Origin of the sequence: uncultured Limosilactobacillus sp. (genome assembly GCF_934202705.1) — a bacterium.
Taxonomy (GTDB): Bacteria; Bacillota; Bacilli; order Lactobacillales; family Lactobacillaceae; genus Limosilactobacillus.
The window spans coordinates 143,756-165,066 of sequence record NZ_CAKPYE010000002.1 but is presented as its reverse complement, the minus strand read 5'-3'; the positions used below and the strand labels follow the sequence as shown (position 1 = coordinate 165,066).

At 41.4% G+C, this 21,311-nt stretch carries 15 protein-coding genes; 3 read left to right on the top strand and 12 right to left on the bottom strand.

All coding sequences use genetic code 11. The annotated features are described in order from the left end of the window. Positions 1 to 135: 135 nt before the first annotated feature. Positions 136 to 1,425, bottom strand: coding sequence for an adenylosuccinate synthase (locus tag Q0C76_RS02040; protein ID WP_295729076.1), 1,290 nt, complete (start codon positions 1,423 to 1,425; stop codon positions 136 to 138). Positions 1,426 to 1,640: 215 nt separating this feature from the next. Between Q0C76_RS02040 and Q0C76_RS02035 the strand changes: the two genes are divergently transcribed. The 3 genes from Q0C76_RS02035 (at position 1,641) to Q0C76_RS02025 (ending at position 3,997) form a co-directional block, all read left to right on the top strand. After that, entirely contained in the window at positions 1,641 to 2,615 is a 975-nt protein-coding gene (locus Q0C76_RS02035; RefSeq protein ID WP_295729073.1) for a GMP reductase, read from the top strand. Positions 2,616 to 2,699: 84 nt separating this feature from the next. Next, on the top strand, positions 2,700 to 3,017 hold the full coding sequence (locus Q0C76_RS02030) for a SemiSWEET family transporter (RefSeq protein ID WP_295729070.1): 318 nt from the start codon (positions 2,700 to 2,702) through the stop codon (positions 3,015 to 3,017). Between the two features lie 68 nt (positions 3,018 to 3,085). After that, positions 3,086 to 3,997 (top strand): DMT family transporter, encoded by a 912-nt coding sequence (locus Q0C76_RS02025; protein WP_295729067.1) that lies wholly within the window; start codon positions 3,086 to 3,088, stop codon positions 3,995 to 3,997. Positions 3,998 to 4,074: 77 nt separating this feature from the next. Here Q0C76_RS02025 and Q0C76_RS02020 read toward each other — a convergent pair whose 3' ends face one another. The 11 genes from Q0C76_RS02020 to rpmH form a co-directional block, all read right to left on the bottom strand. Beyond that, positions 4,075 to 5,757 (bottom strand): glycerophosphodiester phosphodiesterase, encoded by a 1,683-nt coding sequence (locus Q0C76_RS02020; protein WP_295729064.1) that lies wholly within the window; start codon positions 5,755 to 5,757, stop codon positions 4,075 to 4,077. Beyond that, entirely contained in the window at positions 5,757 to 6,620 is an 864-nt protein-coding gene (locus Q0C76_RS02015; protein WP_295729061.1) for an aldo/keto reductase, read from the bottom strand. The genes Q0C76_RS02020 and Q0C76_RS02015 overlap by 1 nt, the downstream gene beginning before the upstream one ends. Positions 6,621 to 6,638: 18 nt before the next feature. Next, positions 6,639 to 10,484, bottom strand: coding sequence for a helicase-exonuclease AddAB subunit AddA (addA, locus tag Q0C76_RS02010; protein ID WP_295729058.1), 3,846 nt, complete (start codon positions 10,482 to 10,484; stop codon positions 6,639 to 6,641). Continuing rightward, a complete protein-coding gene (locus Q0C76_RS02005) occupies positions 10,477 to 14,247 on the bottom strand; it encodes a PD-(D/E)XK nuclease family protein (protein WP_295729055.1) in 3,771 nt (1,256 codons plus the stop codon). The genes addA and Q0C76_RS02005 overlap by 8 nt, the downstream gene beginning before the upstream one ends. 128 nt (positions 14,248 to 14,375) lie before the next feature. Next, the gene (lepB, locus tag Q0C76_RS02000) at positions 14,376 to 14,981 is read right to left on the bottom strand and encodes a signal peptidase I (protein ID WP_295729053.1); all 606 of its coding nucleotides are present in this window, start codon (positions 14,979 to 14,981) and stop codon (positions 14,376 to 14,378) included. A gap of 86 nt (positions 14,982 to 15,067) precedes the next feature. Then, on the bottom strand, positions 15,068 to 17,005 hold the full coding sequence (gene mnmG / locus Q0C76_RS01995; protein ID WP_295729050.1) for a tRNA uridine-5-carboxymethylaminomethyl(34) synthesis enzyme MnmG: 1,938 nt from the start codon (positions 17,003 to 17,005) through the stop codon (positions 15,068 to 15,070). 14 nt (positions 17,006 to 17,019) lie between these two features. Then, positions 17,020 to 18,408 carry a tRNA uridine-5-carboxymethylaminomethyl(34) synthesis GTPase MnmE gene (mnmE, locus tag Q0C76_RS01990; protein ID WP_295729047.1) on the bottom strand — a complete coding sequence of 463 codons (1,389 nt, stop codon included), beginning with the start codon at positions 18,406 to 18,408 and terminating at the stop codon, positions 17,020 to 17,022. 155 nt (positions 18,409 to 18,563) lie between these two features. After that, positions 18,564 to 19,337 (bottom strand): RNA-binding cell elongation regulator Jag/EloR, encoded by a 774-nt coding sequence (gene jag, locus Q0C76_RS01985; protein ID WP_295729045.1) that lies wholly within the window; start codon positions 19,335 to 19,337, stop codon positions 18,564 to 18,566. Between the two features lie 65 nt (positions 19,338 to 19,402). Further along, a complete protein-coding gene (locus Q0C76_RS01980) occupies positions 19,403 to 20,236 on the bottom strand; it encodes a YidC/Oxa1 family membrane protein insertase (protein ID WP_295729042.1) in 834 nt (277 codons plus the stop codon). 2 nt (positions 20,237 to 20,238) lie between these two features. Further along, positions 20,239 to 20,583, bottom strand: coding sequence for a ribonuclease P protein component (gene rnpA, locus Q0C76_RS01975; RefSeq protein WP_295729040.1), 345 nt, complete (start codon positions 20,581 to 20,583; stop codon positions 20,239 to 20,241). A 125-nt stretch (positions 20,584 to 20,708) separates the two neighbouring features. After that, the gene (gene rpmH, locus Q0C76_RS01970) at positions 20,709 to 20,843 is read right to left on the bottom strand and encodes a 50S ribosomal protein L34 (RefSeq protein WP_006917488.1); all 135 of its coding nucleotides are present in this window, start codon (positions 20,841 to 20,843) and stop codon (positions 20,709 to 20,711) included. Positions 20,844 to 21,311: the final 468 nt, after the last annotated feature.

Below are 21,311 nucleotides of genomic sequence, written 5' to 3'. Positions count from 1 at the left end.
TAAATGCACATATATCAATCGTTACTTGGCGTAATAAAGATTGTGAAAAATATTTTTGCTACTGGATCTTTTCACAAAGTAAAAAAGCCACGACAGATTTTTAATCTCTATCGCGACTTTTATTATTGATTTAACTTATTCTTTCCAAGGATCATGTAAAATCATTGTTTGTTCACGATCTGGACCAACCGAAACGGTCGCTAATGGCGTCGCCGTCAGTTCTTCAATCCGCTTCAAATACTGCTTAGCATTTTCTGGCAGATCTTCAAATTTAGTGACGTGAGTAATATCTTCATCCCATCCAGGAAGTTCATCATAAATTGGCTTACACCGATCTAATTCAGCTAAGCTAGCTGGGTAGTAGTTAATTTCCTGACCATCCAATTCATAAGCTCGAGCAATCTTAATTGTCTTCAAACCGGAAAGAACATCTAGCAAGTTCAAGCTTAAGTAATCAAGACCATCAACCCGGTGTGCGTGTCGGAGTGCCACTGCATCAAACCAGCCAACCCGACGAGGACGACCAGTAACAACCCCATATTCATGACCTGTTTCACGAATATGATCACCAATTTCATCCGTTAATTCTGTTGGGAAAGGACCTTCACCAACTCGGGTAGTATATGCTTTACAGATTCCAACAACTCGATCAATCCGATTTGGCCCAACTCCGGCACCAGTAGCTGCCCCACCAGCAGCTGGGTTTGATGATGTAACGTATGGGTAGGTTCCGTCATCAATATCCAACATCGTTCCTTGGGCACCTTCAAAGAGAACCTTCTTATTAGCATCCATTTCATCGTTGATTAATAAGGAAGTATCAGTAACATACTTCTTTAATTCTTGACCATATTGATAGTATTCATCAAAAATATCATCAAACTTCAGTGGTTCAACACCATAGATTTTGGTGAACATTTCATTCTTAATCTTGAGATTTTCACGCAACTTCTTTTCAAAGGTATCCTTTTCAAGGAGGTCACACATCCGAATTCCAATCCGCGCAACCTTATCCATGTATGTTGGGCCGATTCCCTTTTGAGTGGTCCCAACTTTTTGGTCTCCCTTGGCTTTTTCTTCGCACTTATCTAATAGGAGATGATAAGGCATTGTGACATGCGCCCGATTAGAAATCCGTAAACCAGAAACATCAATATCATTATCTTCTAGATAGTGTAATTCTTCTAGCAAGGCTTTCGGGTTCACAACAACCCCATTACCAATTACGGATAACTTTTTGGAACCAAAGATTCCAGAAGGTACTAACCGTAATGCAAATTTTTTGCCATCAAACACAATTGAGTGGCCCGCATTGTTCCCACCTTGCGAACGTACCACAATATCTGCTTCTTGACTTAGGTAATCGGTCATCTTGCCTTTTCCTTCGTCGCCCCATTGACTACCAACAATTACTACTGATGCCATTAAGTATTCACCTCATTAATTCATTCTTATAACTTATAAGCACACAGTTACTTAATCATACTACATAATCCCCTTTCAAATTTCAAGAGGGTTAGCGAACTATTTCAGGAATCTTTTTCATAAATGTCCGTAAATCATATTGACTATTTTTCAACTTCTGATATATTAGCAAATGGTTCGAAACCGTTTGGCTTTATGAAAGGTGGTTTTCCCAAGTGGAAACTTTTGATTATGATGATATCCAATTGATACCTAATAAATGTATTATTAAGAGTCGTAAAGAGGCCGATACGAGTGTCCAATTTGGACCACGTAAGTTCAAGATCCCCGTGGTTCCAGCCAACATGGCAAGCGTTATTGACGAAGACCTGGCAATTTGGCTTGCTAAAAATGATTATTACTATGTTATGCACCGCTTTGCACCTGAAAAGCGAGCTGATTTTATTCGTCATATGCATGATCGAAAGCTCTTTGCTTCGATTTCTGTCGGCATTAAAGATAGTGAATATGATTTTATCGATCAGTTAAAATCCGAACATTTATCTCCGGAATACATTACGATTGATGTGGCACACGGACATTCTGATTATGTCATTAAAATGATCCAATACATAAAAAAACAGTTACCAGATGCTTTTGTGACTGCTGGGAATGTTGCAACTCCTGAAGCTGTCCGTGACCTAGAAAACGCCGGTGCCGATGCCACTAAAGTTGGGGTTGGTCCAGGTAAAGCCTGCATCACGAAACTCAAGACCGGCTTTGGTACCGGTGGCTGGCAATTAGCTGCGCTTCGTCTTTGTAGCAAAGCAGCACGGAAGCCATTAATTGCTGATGGCGGGATTCGTCATAATGGTGACATTGCTAAATCCGTCCGCTTTGGTGCTTCAATGGTTATGATTGGTTCAATGCTCGCTGGGCATTTAGAATCGCCTGGTCACGTCATTACCATTGATGGTAAGCAATACAAGCAATACTGGGGTTCCGCTTCCGAAGTCCAAAAGGGTGCTTACCGTAACGTAGAAGGCAAACAAATGCTCGTCCCATTCCGTGGTTCGATTAAGGATACCCTTCAGGAAATGCAGGAAGACCTCCAATCATCTATTTCTTATGCTGGTGGTCGCGACCTTGAATCAATTACCAAGGTTGATTATGTCATTGTGAAAAACTCAATTTTAAATGGTGACTATTAATTCACAAAAATATCTTTACATTGAGTATAAATAGGACTATCTTATCAAGAGTGTAATTTTAAAGATGAAAGTGAGGTAGTTCCAATGGATGCCCAAAAAAATAAGCTTGAAAATGTTCGTAAAGAAATGCTCAGTGGTGAAAAACACTCCGCAATCATGATCGGTCGGGTCGCATCGGTCTTTACGATCATGATGTATGTTTCGTATATCCCTGAAATTATGGCAAATCTGCAAGGACATCCCGTGAACATCCTCCAACCGACAGTCGCTGCATTTAATGGCTTTCTGTGGTGTGCTTATGCACTCAATAAGCGCCATCGTGATTGGGCTGTCTTTATTGGTAACTTCCCTGGAATCATTTTCGGGATCATTACTGTGATTACGGCTCTCATGGCACGTTAAAATTTAAGAATAGATCATCGTTTTGGGGCTGGTGTTTATCCAACCCCTTTTTATTGGGGGGATTTTTTTTGAATAAAGAACGACTATGGACATTGTTAGCCATTGCAGCTTGTATGATGTGGGGAATTTCATCACTATTTGCAACCGCACTTTTTAAGCTTAGCCCAAACATCAATGCACTTTGGCTCTCGCAAATTCGTCAGCTCACTGCCGGTCCGATTTTACTAATCATTTCCGGATTAGTGGGTGGCCACCCCATTAAAATCTTTCGAGAGTCACCACATAATCTGATAACGCTAATTTGCTATGGCCTTTTCGGCATGCTACCGGTTCAATTCTGTTATTTCATGGCGGTTCAAGAAGGCAATGCCTCAATCGCAACGGTCCTGCAATTTATTGGCCCGTTCTTTATCATTGTCTACGTTGCTCTCTTTCGTCACCAACGACCACAGCGGATCCAAATTATTGCGGCCCTAATCGCTTTTGTGGGCGTCGTACTTTTAGCCACAAATGGTAAACTCACTAAATTAGCAATTACCCCAACCGTGCTCTTTTGGGGACTTCTATCCGCCATTGGTGTTGCAACGAATACATTAATCCCGCAAAATTTAATTAAACAAGGTTACTCCTCATTAACCATCACTGGCTGGGGAATTTTTGTTTCGGGAATTGCTTTATTCTGCTTCCACCCGGCACAACCTAATTTGCCCCATACTAGTTTGGTGTGGTGGTATGTTGCTGGTGTTGTGATTATTGGAACGCTCATTCCGTTCCAACTGGCTACTAACTCATTAAAATTCATTAGTGCCACTAACTTCAGCCTGACTGATGCATTTGAACCCATTACTGCCACTGTTGGCTCTATGATCTTCTTTAATTTAAATATGACCACGATGGACTGGCTTGGTTCAATCTTAATTGTTGGTGCAGTCTTAGCCTTAAATTTACCTTTGCCGAATTTTTTACAGAAAGAACTCTAACCAAAAAACAATTCAAAACAATAAAACGGTCTTCAGCTCGGGGAATCCGAATTGAAGGCCGTTTTTTATATTGCTCATTAAGTTGGTAAATTAACAATTGGATTCAAATAATTCCAATACCGTTCCGCATCATTTTGATGTCGCATCGTCTGCCGAATTATTTGTTGAAGTTGTGGGAGATCATCCGTCACGATTCCATCAACGTGTTGATTAATAAGCTGTTTCATGGCGCCTCGATTATTAACTGTCCACGCATAGATTGGTTTTCCTTGTCGATGAACTGCATTAATAAACCGCTCATTCAAAGAAGAATATTCATTATTGAAGCCCTTAATTTTCGGTTGCGGATTCGTAAAATTATACGCTTGTAAATATAAAACTTCCATTTGCGGATTTAGCCGTTGCAATTGGGTGACCAGCCCATAATCCAATGAATGGACAAGGTAATGACGTTGAACAATTAATTTCCCGTATTGCCGATTAAATCGCTCCACAACATCTGGTGAATCATCTTGAGTTGTTTTTAATTCCACAATTAATTTCTGATGCAGCTGCTGAGCTGCTCTCAAATACTGATCAAAACTGGATATCTTCGCGGTATGACCGTTTTCACGCATGGTCAAATGCGTCAACTGATGAAGAGTCAATTGGTTGGGACGCAAATTAACGCGTGTTAATTGATGTAGGTTTTCATCATGCATCACGACAAATTGGTGATCCTTCGTTTCGTGAATATCCATTTCAACATAGTCAGGATGATAATTATGGCTCGTCCTTCTTAACGCTTCAATACTATTTTGTACTCCATTATGATTAGCAACCCCACGGTGAGCAATCGTTACTGGTCTCGTTAAGCATTGCGGTTGAAAATAGTGAATGCTGCTCATTCCAGTCTCAATCAAGAGTACCACTAGCATCAGCAAAGTCCAACCGTTCCAAGCATAATTCTGATTACGCCAACCTCCAGATTGACTGCCCATCACGATCTGTACCCAGTGCACAATGACCCAACTAAACACAAGCAGGGAACCAACCTCAGCAATTGTTAAACAAACAATACTCAAGCCGCGTTGGTTACTTCCAATCATTCTTTGGACAATTAGCAAGGCGCCATTTAATAACCAACTAATCGTCCCGGCAATCAACAGTTCTCGCCAGAATTGCCCAAGCGGCACCTGATTACTTCTTAGCTGTGCTTTAGGGATCAACACTAATTTTGTAATGGTCCCGATGAACCGCATCGTTACCACAAAACAACCAGCATAAATCAGTAAGGTCGTGGCCATTAACCAACCGTTACGAGTTCCATAATCCAAAATGACTTCAGGAACCCGCATTCCAATCAATAACGGCGTCCGAAAAGCAATACTAAATAGCGGCAACCAAGTTATCAATTCAGCTAATAAAAGTAGCTGGATTCGCCCATTTAACCGCTTCATTACAGTTAATAGTTGGGCTATCATATTCGTCAAACTAAAAGTCCCTTGGTTAATTTGCACGATGCCAATTAGCATTAACGTGAAGAGTAGCAAAAGAACCCACCAAACTAATAAAAGTTCCGTAAGTAATACTAAAACTACTCCCGGATGTTGATTAATGATCCGCCAAAGATTAGTTAATGAAACCAATGGCACCTCTGCTTCTGGTAATAATTTACTATTAATCAAGCGCAACAGTGGTAATAACCCATTTCGTATGATTAAATCAACGGTTAAAACCACGCCAGTCGATTGCCACCATTTCCTGAAACGTTTTGACATTAGAAATCAACATCATCAGGATTAGCGCATTGCCCCCCAAGATCACGTAATGCACTAATCTGTTTCATTTCATCATTACTTAATTCAAAATCAAAGAAATCCATATTTTGTTGCATCCGCTTAACATGAACCGACTTTGGCAATGGCAGAACGCCTTGTTGGAGTACCCATCGCAAACAAACTTGAGCAACCGTCTTGCCATGGTCTTCAGCAATTTCTTTCAACGTCGGATTCGTCAGCACTGATGAGCCTTGACCACCAAGCGGTGCCCATGCTTCAACTAGCAGATCCATCGACTGCAGTTTTTTAACTTCTTCAGTATGTGGCCACCCTGGATGCACTTCGATTTGATCCACCATCGGCTTAATCTCTGCGGTTTCCATTAGATCGGCAACATGGTGTGGTAAAAAGTTACTTAATCCAATTGCCCGAATTTTGCCTTCGTGGTAAAGCTCTTCCATTGCTCGCCACGTTTCTGCATTCAGTCGTTTAGCATCGTCGCCAAATTGCTTTTCGTTAGCTGGCCAGTGAATCAGGTATAAATCTAAGTAATCGAGTCCTAAACGATCTAAACTATCTTGGAGCGCTTGCTTCGTTGATTCATAACCGCGTTCAGTGTTCCAAAGCTTACTGGTAACAAATAGTTCCTTCCGATTAATCCCAGAATCTTTAATTCCCTTGCCAACTGCCGTTTCATTACCGTAAACTGCCGCAGTATCGATATGGCGATAGCCTAATTCAATTGCATCCGCAACCGCTTGTTCTGCAACTTCCTCAGGAGTACGAAAGGTACCATACCCGACGCAAGGAATCTTTACACCATTATTTAATTGCCGCATTGTATTAATATTCTTAAATTCCATTTTAATAATCTCCCTTCATCACAATTCATATAATGTTCCGATCTTAACAAGGTACAAATACCGATGACGAACTGGTTGACCTGTCATTTGCTGTAAAGCAGCCGCATATAAATTAACCTGTCCTTGATAGCGATCAACAATTTCTGCCAACCGGTGTTCATCATTTGGTTGTAGATAATCCGTCTTATAATCAAAGAGTTCTAGACCATTTTCTTCCTTCAGGTAACCATCAATGATCCCGTGAATTAAAATTTGCCCGTCATCATTGGTTAGATTTTTAAATAATTGGTCACCATCCATCAACATTGAAAATGGCTTTTCACGTGCCAGGTCCATTGGATGGTTTAAAATTCGCTGCCCTAGTTCTGTCTCATAGAACTTAACAATACCCTCAACATCAATCTGCTCTGCCACTCGCCGATTAACAATTAACCGCTCCTGAACTAACTGGTCAATGGTTGCTTGAACCTGCTTTGCAGATACATTACCCTTCGTCAAATCCAACATCTGGAATACTAAGTGGGTTGCTGTTCCAACTTCTGTTGGCAACGGTGCTTGATCACCAGTTTGCATAAATCGTGGTTGATCAAAACTATTTTGCAAATATTGGCCTTCATCCTTCACTTCCGCTCGATTAAAGGTTAACCGGCCCATTTGTGCATCATCCGGATCCTGATTGGCAAAGATGTCCCGAATTGCTGAAACCGATTGATAAGCTGTCGTCTTGGTAGCTGCTTGATAAGCATATTTCATTGTCAACACTCGATGAATAAATTGTCGTTCTTCAACGGTTAACGGCTGGCTTCCATGATCCTCCATCACCGTTGCGCTACGTTCAGAACGGAGTTGCGCTAATTTAGCTTCGACTTGATTAGCAGTCCACAATTGAATTGTGTACTTAGCATTTGGTAATTGGGGCTGACCTGACGCAATCGTGGTTTCCATCTTCAATCCCTGCGGGTCAAATTGTGAGGTTCGCGCTAGACTTAAGCCAATCCAATCCAGCATCGAGCGACTGTCGAGCCGTAATTGTGGCCCTAATACCGTTTGAAAGCCTTGGTAAGCCTTTGACCACTGTTTCCCGAGTGCTTTTAAATTATTTTTAGAATTCTTTTCATTCACAGAACCAGTTAAAATTAACCGTTGTTCGGCCCGTGTTAAAGCGACATACAGTAACCGCATTTCCTCAGCCCGATTTGCTCTAGTAATTGCATCCGCCACTACCGTCCGCTGGGGAAGATCATACGTGACTTTTACTTTGTCTGCAGTTAACGACTGTCCTTCACCTTTCATTGGCGTATCACCAAGATATCGAATGCCCACTCCAAGGTGTGGTTCAACAACTAAATTTCCGGCGACATCATGTGAATTAAAACGATGGTTGAGGTCAATTACAAAGACAATTGGAAACTGAAGCCCCTTACTACCGTGAATCGTCATCACATTAACAGCGTCTGTTGCTAGTTCCACCGGCGCCTCTCCGAGATCTTCATTTCGTTTTTGCATCCGTTCAATGAAGTGAATAAATTGATAAAGACCCTTGAAACTTGACTGTTCATAAGTATTTGCCCGCTCGTATAGTGCATGCAGATTCGCCTGTCGCTGCGTTCCGCCCGGCATTCCGCCAACGTAATCAAGGTAGCCAGTTGTTTGATAAATCTGCCAGATTAAATCCACCAGCGATTCTTGTTGCGCAGTCACCTTAAACTCTTTTAACTGTTCTAAAAACCGCGAAAGTTTCACGTGTAACAATTTCACGTCAACGTCTTCGTTAGTTGGTATCTTATCCGCGTCACGTTGCTCAAAAGCCTGCAGTGCTTCGTAATAATTGCCATAACGATGGTTAATCCGCAGATAAGCCATTTCTGGTTCCGTCAACCCAACAATCGGTGAGCGCAACACTGCTACTAACGGTATGTCTTGATATGGATTGTCAATCACTTTCAATAACGAAACCATTATCCGTACTTCGGTCGCTTTAAAATAATTTTGAACATCCTGAACAACGACTGGAATGTTTAACTGACCAAATTGTTCCACAATTCGATTATTAGGGCTCTTTGTCCGCTCCAAAATCACGATATCTGCTGGCTGAATTGGTCGTTCGTCACCAAGGTCAGGATCAAAAATTGTTTCATGATTATCTAGCATTTGACGGATTCGCATCGCAATCATCCATACCTCACCAGCATACTTATCTGAACCTTCAGGTAATTTGATATAACGCTGTTGATTGGTATCCTGATTCAAAACCGTGTCATTGTCAGCATTCGCATCATAGATCATCAGTTCAGTTGGCACCGGCTGAGTTTTAGCTGGATCATACCATTTTGCAGCAAACTTTAACTGTGCCTGCTCATCATATGGCATTTCACCGACCGTCCGATCCATTAACTGGGTAAAGACAAGATTAGTAAACTCCGTTACATTACTCATTGAGCGGAAATTCTCTGCCAGCACAATTGTTTCGTCAGCGGTATTTGAGTGCTGATAACGCTCATACTTATCTAAAAAGAGGGTTGGATCAGCTTGACGAAACCGATAAATCGATTGCTTAACGTCACCTACCATAAAAAGGTGATTTACTTGCGGATCGTGGAGTTGATTTAATAAATCATCTTGAAGTCGATTGGTATCCTGATACTCATCAACTAAAATCTCTTGATAATGGTGCTGAAGTTCGTTTAGAACTTGTTTACCAGCGTCACTTTGGTTCGTTAAAATCTGGTAAGCATAGTGTTCAAGGTCACTAAAATCCAACATATGGCGATCGAGCTTCGCTTGCTGGTAATCTCGACGAAAGGCTTTGGTGACGTCAACTAATTCTTCAACCATCGTTAATGCCTCTGCAGTCTTCGTCCGTAATTGCTGTTCAGTGTATTGAAAATACTTTCCTTGAATTGTTGTTAAACGTTTTTTTAGTTCGTTGCGACTATTTTTGAGCTCTTCATATTGTGCCTTGCCGTTAGGGTCATCTTTAAAACGGCGGGCCTTCAATCGGCCGAACTTAATTCCCGCAACTTGTGCCTGCAATTTATCCCAGCTCACCGTCGTTAACGCTGATTGAAGATCCTTGATTAAGGTTAAATCTCCATTTAGAACCTCAGCTAGATCGCTAAAATCGCGCATCGCGGCCTCATTGGCTACTCCCTGCCAATCCATTATTAGTTGCTCAAAAAACAGTTCTAAAATCGGCAATAATGTTTTTTGATAAAAGTCCGTCTCCACAATTGGCTGCTTACCAAACTGATAATTTTTGATTGCTTGATCCAACCATTGATCTGGATTTGGCTGGGCGTTGGCTTCTTGATAAAGTTTTTCAACCACTTCTTGAAGTCCCTCACCAACATTGGACTTGGCATCCGCAAAGTTTTCTGCTAATTGACTGAAGTGCCAGTCGCCTGGATCAGCCTTGCTATAATCAGTTTTAAAGCGTTCTTCTTGCAAAGAATTCCAAACTTGCTCTTTTAAAAGTGCCTGTTCAGTCTCATCCGTTACTAAACGATACTGCGGATCTAAACCAATCACATAGTAGTAGCGCTTAATAACCTGTTCACAAAAGGAGTGAATTGTACTGATATTCGCAATGGCTAACCGGTTAATTTGGGCCTTCATATGCTGATCATTACTATCAGCAACTAGCCGTTGCCGTATTCGATCACGCATGTTTTTTGCTGCTTCTTTGGTAAAGGTTACCAATAGCATTTGGTCAATATTCAAATGCCGATTTTCCTTTAACAGTTTAATCACCCGGTCAACCAATACCGCGGTTTTTCCAGAACCAGCAGATGCTGAAACTAAGATATCGCGATCTCGATCATTAATGGCTCGTTGTTGTTCTGGAGTCGGTTGAAATTTACTCATGGTCTTCCCTCTCATCCTTGAGTTGCTTCATCACATCATCGTCAGTAATGGTAATTTCCCGATACTTATTCTGGTCGAGAAGACTGTCAAAATGATAAATATCAAGATAATCACTGTAATCTAAGCCAGTTCTCTGATCACGACGAAATGGTCTTAAATCAACGTTCCCACTGAAGATTTGTTGGGCGGCTTCAATAATTAACTGTTGATTCCGCGCCAATAACTGATCCATTTGTCCTTGGTCAACTAACAGTGTCCCCTTCTTGGCCTTAATTAAGTCCTTCGTCTTAGTATAACTAACTCCTAAGACAAGCGGATCCGGCTTTACAGCCGCTAATCCCTCATCAAGCTGTCGTAATACCTGATCATCATTCAACAAAACACCTTTGAATTCATGTTTTTTCAATTCGGTAATTTCTGGATTCTTCTTGATAATATCTTGGTATTGATAATGGGGATCAAATAAATGTAAATACAGCGCTCCTGCAATCATCGTTGACCGCTCTGGATTAGCAAGATCTAGATTAGCACGTAAGTTATTGAGGTATGTCAGCATCTGCAAATCCAATCCTTCATAAGCGTCAACCAAATCAAATTCCTTATTTGCTGACTTATAATCAACGACGGTCAGGTAATCCCGCTGATCACCACGAATTGCATCAACGCGATCAATTCGTCCCCGTAAGTATACTTTCCGTTTAAGATCTGATTGTGACGACTTTCGATTGTGAATTTTGGTTTCGTAGACTAACGCCCGGTAACTTGGCTGTGAATCTGGTCGATCATCAAGCAACCCAACGTGACCAAATTTTTGCTCGGTTGTGATTGGCTGCGTCGCTGAATACTGGGCTTGATTCCGAAGTACCCGTGCCATTGTTAAAACAATTTGTTCGAGATGATGCTTCTGGTAAGCAATTCGTTCATAATTTTCAGCTAATTCGATCAAACTTGGCTGTCGACTAAACGCCCAATCCATTGCTTTAGCAACGTAAGCTGCAAGTTGGTCATCCGCTAATTTTGCTAATTGAAGCTGGTCCTTGTTCAGTAACCGAATCAACGCCTCCATCGAATCATGATAAAACGTTCCTGAATTAGCGTTAGTAATTTCTAATTCTTCACGCTTTTGTAAATCAAGCCCAAATTTAAGGAAATATTCATATGGATTTCGATAAAACGTCTGTAGCTGTGAAATGGAGGTGGCAAGGGTATTATGGCGCTGATCATCCGTCACGCTTGCCCAGTCAAATGGCTGACCAGTTTTGGTTGCCGCTGCACTTTGTTGTAAAATTTCCGGGTCTAAGTGGCCATATAGTTTCGCTGCCATTTGTGGTGATAATTTCGTCGTCTGATTATGATAAGTTAAGCTTGATTTCAACCAGCCTAACCGTTCATGATTCATTTCCCGGGAAATACTTCGCCAGCCTGCACTGACAGACTGTCCGTTATTAACCGCTTGTCGTTCAACCTGAATATAGTTAGACAATGTTGCCGCTGGCGCACCAATAAATGGTTTGATTTGGTCAAAATTTGCGCGAGCTGCTGGCGCAAATGGTAAATTATCAGATAATTGTTGCTGGTCTTTGTTCCACTTACCGAAGTAGGTTGCTAGTCCCACAAGATATGGTGAGACCGTCAATCTGGCTTCATCGCTCCCCATTTCTGGTGCTGAAATATACAGCTGCTCCCGGGCATTCAGCATTCCTAGATAATTAATCATTATTTCATTATCAACTCGTTGCATCCCCGAAATTGGCAAAAATTGATTAGCGGTTAGTCCCTGACTAAGTAGCTGCTTATCAGGATCACTTAACAGTCCTTCACTAACCTTTACTTCCGGCATCACATCATCAGTTGCCCCAATCATGAAAACGACTTTTCGCTGATTAGTCTGCACAATTCCAGTTTCTGAAACCAAGACTTGATCCATTGTTGACGGAATTTGTGAATAAGTAGCAGTTTCAAAACCAACCTGAATAATGGCTGCAAACTGAGTTAAATCAAAGGTTCCACCATTTCCAAGAATTGTCACGTACTCATCTAGCAAATGACACATTGTATGCCAGACCTGTTGCGGTTGTTGGGCTAAGTCCATTTGTCCACGCTTCGCTGCTTCATTTGCCCATCGCTCAAGCTGTTGTTGAACACCGAGCTGGTCAAGTCCTTGGTAGAGTGCCTGAGCAGCTGATTGCCCATCTGTCGCGTTTTGTAATTGTTTAATGAACGGCGCCACCTTGTTACGCACCACCGTCTTGACCCAGTTAATTTGCTGAGTCTGACGTTGTTCGCGTTTTTGTAACCGCTCATTGGCAGCCAAGACTTGCTTGTCAACATTTGGCGTAAACTGCCAGGCCTGTTGGTCTAGCCAGGCTTGTCCAGTCTTCCCATACTTTAAACACCAGTTTTCGGTTGTATAGACTGCGTCCATAAACCGTTGCACTGGATAATAATTTTTTCCCGTTTGATCTTGCTCTTCCGGAATCACCAATCCCGTCTTCAACAACTGCAAAACATCCGGTAATTGAAAATGGCGCTCTTCAATCTTAAAAATTGCCTCTATCAACGTGACCAGCGGATGATTAGCCATTGAACGATCATTATCATTAAAAATTGGCACTTCATTAGCATCAAAAACTGGTTTAAGTATGGTTGCATAACCATCTAAGTGCCGTGTCAAAACCAAAAAGTCTCGGTAACGATAGTGGTCATTAGCAACCATCTGTCGAATGATTGTGGCAACTCGTTGTAATTCTGCCACTCGGGTCGGTGCGGTAAAAAAGTGAACCCTTGATGAAGAATTCGGCTGCTGCTCAGGAACCATTAATTGTGCTTGTAATTTCATCCACTGTTCAACTTCACATAAATCAGCGCTAACTCGATTAGCAGTAACAAACTGGTCTGCACCAAGTCTAACTTCAGGTTGTTGTTTAGCAAATTCTACTAGTCGATGATATTGCATCCCTGATTGATAAAAGAGATTGTTATCATTTGGGAGCGTCGTTCCACGATATGGTCGGTCTAACACTAAGCCAATCGTTGTGGATGCCGCATTTTTGATCATTGCCTCTACAACTCGTTCTTCAATCGCCGAAAATTGACCATTGTAACGGTTTAGATAAAAATGCGTATGCGAGAAGTCTCCTCGGCGAAGTCGTTCGATTAGTAATTGATAAACCGCATTAGAGTTCAGTCGTCCTGAAAGCCCCTGTTGGAAAGCCTCATAAACCTTAAATAGCACCGTCATTTTATCCAAAAAAGCCGCCGAAACCCGTTCATGATGAGCATTGGCCCATTGTTGAACTCGTTCAATAATTGCCTCGTGATCATTGGGGTTAACGTTAGCGTTTTGTAACTCAATTAGCTGGGCCGTTAAATCCTGCACAAATCCATAACGATGAGCCTCTTTAGCAAACATCTTGAGGTCTGCTTCAGGAAGTTCATGAATGATTTTTGCAACTAACATCGTTAACCCAACGTTAGAAATTCGGGGAATTTGATAGTGCGGATCATTTCGTAATAAAAACCACGCCAGTCGGGTAAAAGATAGTACTTGGACCTGGGTTTGCGCATAGACGTCGGTTGCATCACTCATTGCCCGTAATTGCTTTAAGACATCAATTTCCGTCGAAAACTTAATGTGATTAGGAACAAGAAAAAAGAATTGATCATTCGGGGCGGCTACCATCTGGCGATGGAGTTCTTGAACTAGCGCTTGCTGATGGTCCTTGGACGCTGGGCCGAGAATAAAATTTAAGATGCTCATCATAATTCCTCCGTTTAAAAACTGCTTTTATTCTATCATTTATTCATGGTATTAAATGGCAATCTCCTTGGCATCCATTGAAATTTTCGCTATAAAAAACCTTGACCACTTTTGTAGTCAAGGTTTGTAAGTTAGTTCATAAAGTAATGTTTCCAGAATTGGTTAACATTGTACTTATGGGTTTTATTCTTTGACCAGAAGCCAACTTTAACAACGCCATCAACCTTGTTTCGCGGAACAAATCCCCAATACCGACTATCATTAGAAACGGTTCGGTTGTCACCTAAAACAAAGTATTCACCCTTTGGAACTTTGGTCGCACCAGCATTCCGCACCCAATTATTCTGTTTAGAAATGCTTTTTAGGGTCCAGTTACCGGTGCCGGCTTTCCGTTGATCCATGTTAATGTAACTTTGATTAGCCTGCTTGCCATTCACATATAAATTACCATTTTGTGATTTAACAGTATCACCTGGAACAGCAATTACCCGCTTGACATAGTCAGTCTTGGTCGATACCTGTGGGTCAACACCATTAGCATTAAAGACCACGACACTTCCTCGATGAATCTTAGATTGTTTAAAGCTAAAAACTCGTTCATTATTCACCAAGTTTGGTAGCATTGACGGTCCATCAACCCGAACATTTTGAAAAAGAAATTGTCGAATTAATAAGGCCAAGATCAACCCAATGACCACTGGAACAACCCAGCTTAAAATTTGCCGTAACGTTTTCATTCTTCCATCCCCGAATCACATCAAACTTCATTTTAATAATAGTACATTTTAAATCTAAATATCCACTATTATTATTGGAACTTTGATTATTTTTCGGGATCTGCAGCTGAGTTGATCTTTGCAATGCGACCCTGTTGAATATAAACGCTCAAAATTGCTAAATCAGCTGGGTTAACCCCACTAATTCGTGAAGCCTGGGCTAAAGTTTCAGGGCGGATCTTTTCAAGCTTTTGGCGTCCTTCCGTTGCTAAGCCATCAATTGCTTCATAATCAATGTTTTCTGGAATTTTCTTCGCTTCCATCCGTTTCAAGCGGTTGACTTTAACTTCCTCTTTCTTGATGTAACCAGCATACTTGACTTGGATTTCCACTTGTTCGGCTTCTTGACGATTAAGTGATGTCGTTGGTGCAGGAATAAATTCCAATAATTTCTGATAAGTTACATATGGTCGGCGTAACAATGCCGCCGCGGTTAATGAATCCTTGAGCGGATTGTCACCATTTTCTTGAATGTATTCATCCGCCGCTGTCTTTGGCTTAATCCGCAAACTTTCGAGACGTTTAATTTCGTCTGTAACGTGTTGCTTCTTCATTTCCATCTTAGCAAGCCGCTCATCACTGACCAACCCAATTTCATGACCCTTTTCCATCAACCGGAAATCCGCATTATCATGACGCAAAATCAATCGATATTCGGCCCGACTCGTTAATAGACGATATGGCTCTTTCGTCCCTTTCGTCACTAAATCGTCAATCATGACGCCAATATATGCATCCGACCGTTTTAAAACAAATGGACTTTTGCCCAATGCTCGCCGTCCAGCATTAATTCCAGCAATTAATCCTTGTCCAGCTGCCTCTTCATAACCAGATGTTCCGTTAGTTTGTCCAGCAGTATAGAGGTTCTTAACCTTCTTGGTTTCTAGCGTTGGGTGCAACTGATATGGAGCAACCACATCGTATTCAATAGCATAACCCGGACGCATTAATTGCGCATCTTCTAGTCCCTTAACGGAATGCAGCATTTTTTGTTGAATCTCTTCCGGCATTGAGGTTGATAACCCATCAACATAGTATTCATCAGTGTCCCGGCCTTCGGGTTCAAGGAATAATTGATGACGATCCTTATCAGCGAAGCGAACAATCTTGTCCTCAATCGATGGACAATACCGCGGTCCCACACCTTTAATTACTCCTGAAAACATTGGTGCGCGATCAAGATTGGCCCGAATTAAATCATGGGTATGTAAGTTCGTGTACGTTAACCAACAGGAAATTTGGTCTGACAAGGCCAAATATTGGGTGTCAGGGGTATCAAAACTAAAATGATTTGGCGCTTTATCACCAGGCTGTTCTTCGGTTTCATCGTAGTGAATGGTGTTCCCATTAATACGTGGTGGTGTCCCAGTCTTAAATCGTTCCAAATCAAAGCCGAGGCGCTCTAAGCATTCAGACAATTTTGTTGCACTCTTAGAATTATTAGGACCTGATTCATACTGTAGTTCACCAATGATAATTTTCCCACGGGCAGCCGTGCCAACTGTTAAAACAACTGCTTTTGAGCCATATCGCGCCCCGGTGTTCGTAATGACCCCTTTGCAGACCCCGTCTTCCACAATTAAATCATCAACCGTTCCTTGACGTAACGTTAGGTTAGGTTCTTTTTCAATGGTTAATTTCATCTGTCGGTGGTACGCGTGCTTATCTGCTTGTGCCCGTAATGCGCGCACTGCTGGACCTTTACCAGTATTAAGCATCCGCATTTGAATATACGTTTTATCAATGTTATGCCCCATTTCACCACCAAGGGCATCAATTTCACGAACAACGATCCCTTTGGCCGGACCACCTAAGGATGGATTACATGGCATAAAAGCCACCATTTCTAAACTAATGGTGATTAATAACGTTTTATTTCCCATTCGCGCGGCCGCAAGAGCAGCTTCCGATCCCGCATGACCAGCACCAACAACAATGACATCGTAATTTCCGCCATCATATTGAATTGCTTCTCCAGTTTTCATTTCCAATCTCCTTGCTATTTGCCTAAACAAAATTGACTAAACAATTGGTCTAATAACTCATCTTGATAACTATCACCAGTAATTTCACCAAGTAAATCCCAAGCTCTCGTCATATCAATCTGAACTAAGTCCACTGGCATTCCATCATCCAAACCCTTTAAAACGTCCCCAAGAGCTTCATCTGCTTGGCGAAGTAAACCAATGTGACGAGCATTGGTAACCATCACATTACTTTGATTGCTTTCAATTCCTTGATTAAAGAAGAGGTGACTAATGGCGTCACTTAATTCGTTAATTCCTTCATGTTTCGTCATCGAAGCAGTAATAAGCTGATCACCATTTACGAGCTGTTTCAGTTCGTCTTGGGAAACCTTTGTTGGTAAATCACTCTTATTAAAAATAATGATGCGTGGTTTATTCGCCGTTTGGTGAATAAGCTGCCGATCTTCATCAGTTAACGGCTGTGAACTATCAATCAGTAACAAAATTAAGTCAGCCGTATCAATTGCTTGACGGCTCCGCTCGACACCGATTTTTTCAACTGTATCTTCAGTATGACGAATCCCAGCGGTATCAATTAGTTTTAATGGGACGTCATTTACGTTGACGTATTCTTCAATTACATCACGAGTTGTTCCAGCAACGTTCGTTACGATTGCCTTATCTTCGTGTAACAGTGAGTTCAGTAAACTTGATTTACCAACGTTGGGGCGCCCAATAATCGCCGTTGCTAAGCCATCACGCAAAACTTTCCCTTGCTTAGCAGTTTTGAGCAAGCCTTCAATCCGTTGGCGAATTTCAATTGCCTTCTCCCGAAGTAGCTTACTCGTCATCTCTTCAACGGCATCATATTCTGGATAATCAATGTTGACTTCAACCTGTGCCAAAACATCTAAAATATCTTTTCGCAGGTGTTTAATCAGGTGCGACAAATTACCATCAAGCTGATTTAATGCCACTTTCATTGACTTATCCGTTTTCGCCCGAATAAGGTCCATTACTGCTTCGGCTTGGGAAAGATCTAGTCGACCATTCAACAAGGCGCGTTTAGTAAATTCACCGGGTTCTGCCATCCGTGCCCCAGCACCAATCGTTAACTGCAAAATTCGATTAGTTGCTAGTAGACCACCATGACAGTTAATCTCAACAACATCTTCCTTGGTATAGGTTTTCGGTGCCCGCATTACTGAAACCATCACTTCATCAACTTCTTGATTATTCTGCGGATCAATAATGTGCCCATAATTAATGGTATGGCTGGCAACTTTTGCTAAATCTTTGCCTTTAAAAAGCTTTTTTACTACTGGAATGGCCTCTTCGCCACTAACACGAATAATTGAAATTCCGCCTTCCCCAACTGGTGTTGAGATTGCCGTAATGGTATCAAATTCTGAATTTGCCACGATTTTCATTCCTTTCCGCCTTAATAAAAAAAGTGCCATTCCAGCAACACCGGTTTCCCGTTGATGATGGTCAAAGCACTTTCACTACTCTAACAAGCTCGATTTAATTAACACCGTTATTCTAAATTTACCGCCCCGGATTGTCAATACTTACCCTAGTTTTGTGGTGCAATCACGACACTTCGGAACGGATCACGGCCATGTGAATATGTTCGTACTTGTGGGTGTTGCTGAGCCAATTGATGTAAATATTTACGTTCACGAGCTGGCATTGGATCTAAAAAGACTGCCTGCCCTGTGGCAATTACCTGAGTAATACTCCGCTCCATTACTTTGTCGAGCGTTGCTTGGCGTTTTTCGCGGTATTCTCCCGTATTGAGTACCAGTTCAATCTCCCGAACTCCATGATAATTTAAGTAGGCAACCCCTAACTGCTCAATTGCATTCAGTCGGCGTCCATGATAGCCAACAACTTGTCCCGGATGGTCAGTATGGAGGTCAATTTCACAATGATGGACCTTAACTTCTCGAAGTTGTGGTTCCACCTCAACTCCCAGTTGTTGGTAGATGGCTACCAAATAATTTTGTAATCCTGGAATTGCTTCCTTTAACTTTGCAACATTCCGCTGATGATTTTTTGCCATTTCTTGTTGATAGGTATCAGCCGGTGTTAAGTTAGGTTGCTCTTTTGACTCCTGAGCTTCTTTATGGATCGTCACCGTTTGCTGATCATCCGCTGGTTTTCTTACTGATGATTCCTTAACTATCCGTTTTGTTATTTCTAATTTGGCCGGCCGCTTACCAATCCCCAAAAAGCCACGCCGTGCTGTCTGTAAAATCCTAACTACTAAGCGGTCTTGACTAACCCCAAACTGTTTTTCCGCCTGCTTAATCAACGCTTTTTCGTCATTTCCCGTAAAAACTGTCATTCTTGCACCTCATAAAAAACCACCAACCCGAACCAACAAGTGGTTGCCAGGCTAGTGGCACTTTTTTATTTTCGCTTACTCTTCACTGCATTTTTCTTAGCGTGAGCAATTTTATTTTTCCGTTGTCGTTCAGCTCGCTGTTTAGCTTCCCGTTGCCGCTTAATCTTAAATGGATTTTGTAAAAGGAGCGTTTGAACAACCTGAAAGGCGTTCGTAACCACCCAGTAAAGGGTAATCGCTGATGAGAAGCCCAATGCCATAAAGAAAATCATAATTGGCATGAACCAAGTCATTGCCGTTGACATCGAGTTCTTTTCTGGCATGGAAGCCATTGACAACCAAGAACTAATAAATGTAAACAATGCCGCTAAAATTGGCAAAACATAGTATGGATCGGGATGACCTAATTGTAACCACAAAAATGTTCCGTGTCGCAACGTATTTGTTCGCCAAATTGCTTGATACAGCGCCCACATAACGGGTAGTTGAACAATTAATGGCAACATTGATGCAAATGGATTCACCCCTGCGTCCTTATACAACTTTTGTTGTTCCACTTGCAGTTGTTGCATCGTTTCTCGATCACGAGAAGAATACTTTTGCTGGAGCTTCTTTAATTCTGGTGCTAGTTCTTGCATCCGCATCATTGACTTCGTTTGATAATACATCAACGGTAAAATAATGATTCGGATGATAATGGTGAAGATAATAATCCCCATCCCGTAACCACCAAAGTGATTCGACAACCAGATAATGAACCGTGAACAGTTATAAATAATATAGTGATCCCAAAGTCCGGTACTATGACTGGTAATTGGTTTATTGGAACATGCTGCCAAGAACAGGGTCAAACTTAAAATCCCTAATAAGCTCAGCAGTTTTTTTGAATGTTTTTTCATTTTTAATCCTCAACTAATAAGTGTGCGCGTTTTAAAGCATGAACCAAGTTTTTTTTGGTATCTGCCATCGTCATCCCATCTGCTGCCGGACGGGCAATCACTAGAAAATCAACTTCAGATTTTAACTGAGGTTTTACTTCTAATAATGTTTGCCGGATCCGCCGTTTTAGCCAATTACGATGGACAGCATTTCCAATCTTCTTACCAACGGAAATCCCAACTCGAAAATGAGGTTGTCCTGGTTTTTCCATTTGGTAGATAACAAATTTATGATTAGCAACGGAATTATGTGTTTCGAAAACCCGTTGAAATTCACTCTCTTTTTTTACTCGAAATGATTTTCTCATTGTAGTTTAAACCCCTCAGTAACTAAAAAAGGGAGGAGGAACATACCAACACTACAATATTAGAATTGTAGCAAAGTGTATGGCCCTGCTCCCTACTGAGAAAAAAGCCGCCTAAACGGACTTTTTTATGCAGATAATACTTTACGACCCTTTTGACGACGACGGGCTAATACCTTGCGACCGTTGCTAGTGCTCATCCGAGCGCGGAAGCCGTGAACACGAGCGCGATGGCGCTTCTTTGGTTGAAATGTGCGCTTCATAAGCTTTTGCACCTCCTCGGCATAGTAATAATTGTTGTGGTTTATCGTCCAAAATGGACAAACTCTTCAAACATACTGTCAAAGTATATCATAATTTCCCTATGTGATAAAGGGCGTTTTTAGCGAAAATTTTTTTAGTTATCCACAAGTAATTTAAAATAATCCACAGCGTTACCTTTTTTTCAAAATTGATTTTTCTTAATTCACAGGCTTTTTCACGGTAATGATAGAAATCACATGGTTGTCAACAAAGTTATCCACAGCTCTGTGGATAATACTGTTAATTCCAATGTTAATCACTTTTTCGCTTGTTGATATCCACAATTTTTTGTGGATATCTTTATTTTCCTGTGGATATTTCCACATATTCACACCCCTGTGAATAAATTCCACACAGCGTTGTGTATTTTGTGGATCAAATTTTTCACTGCCTGTGGAAAACTTTTAAAACTAATGATAAAATTATTC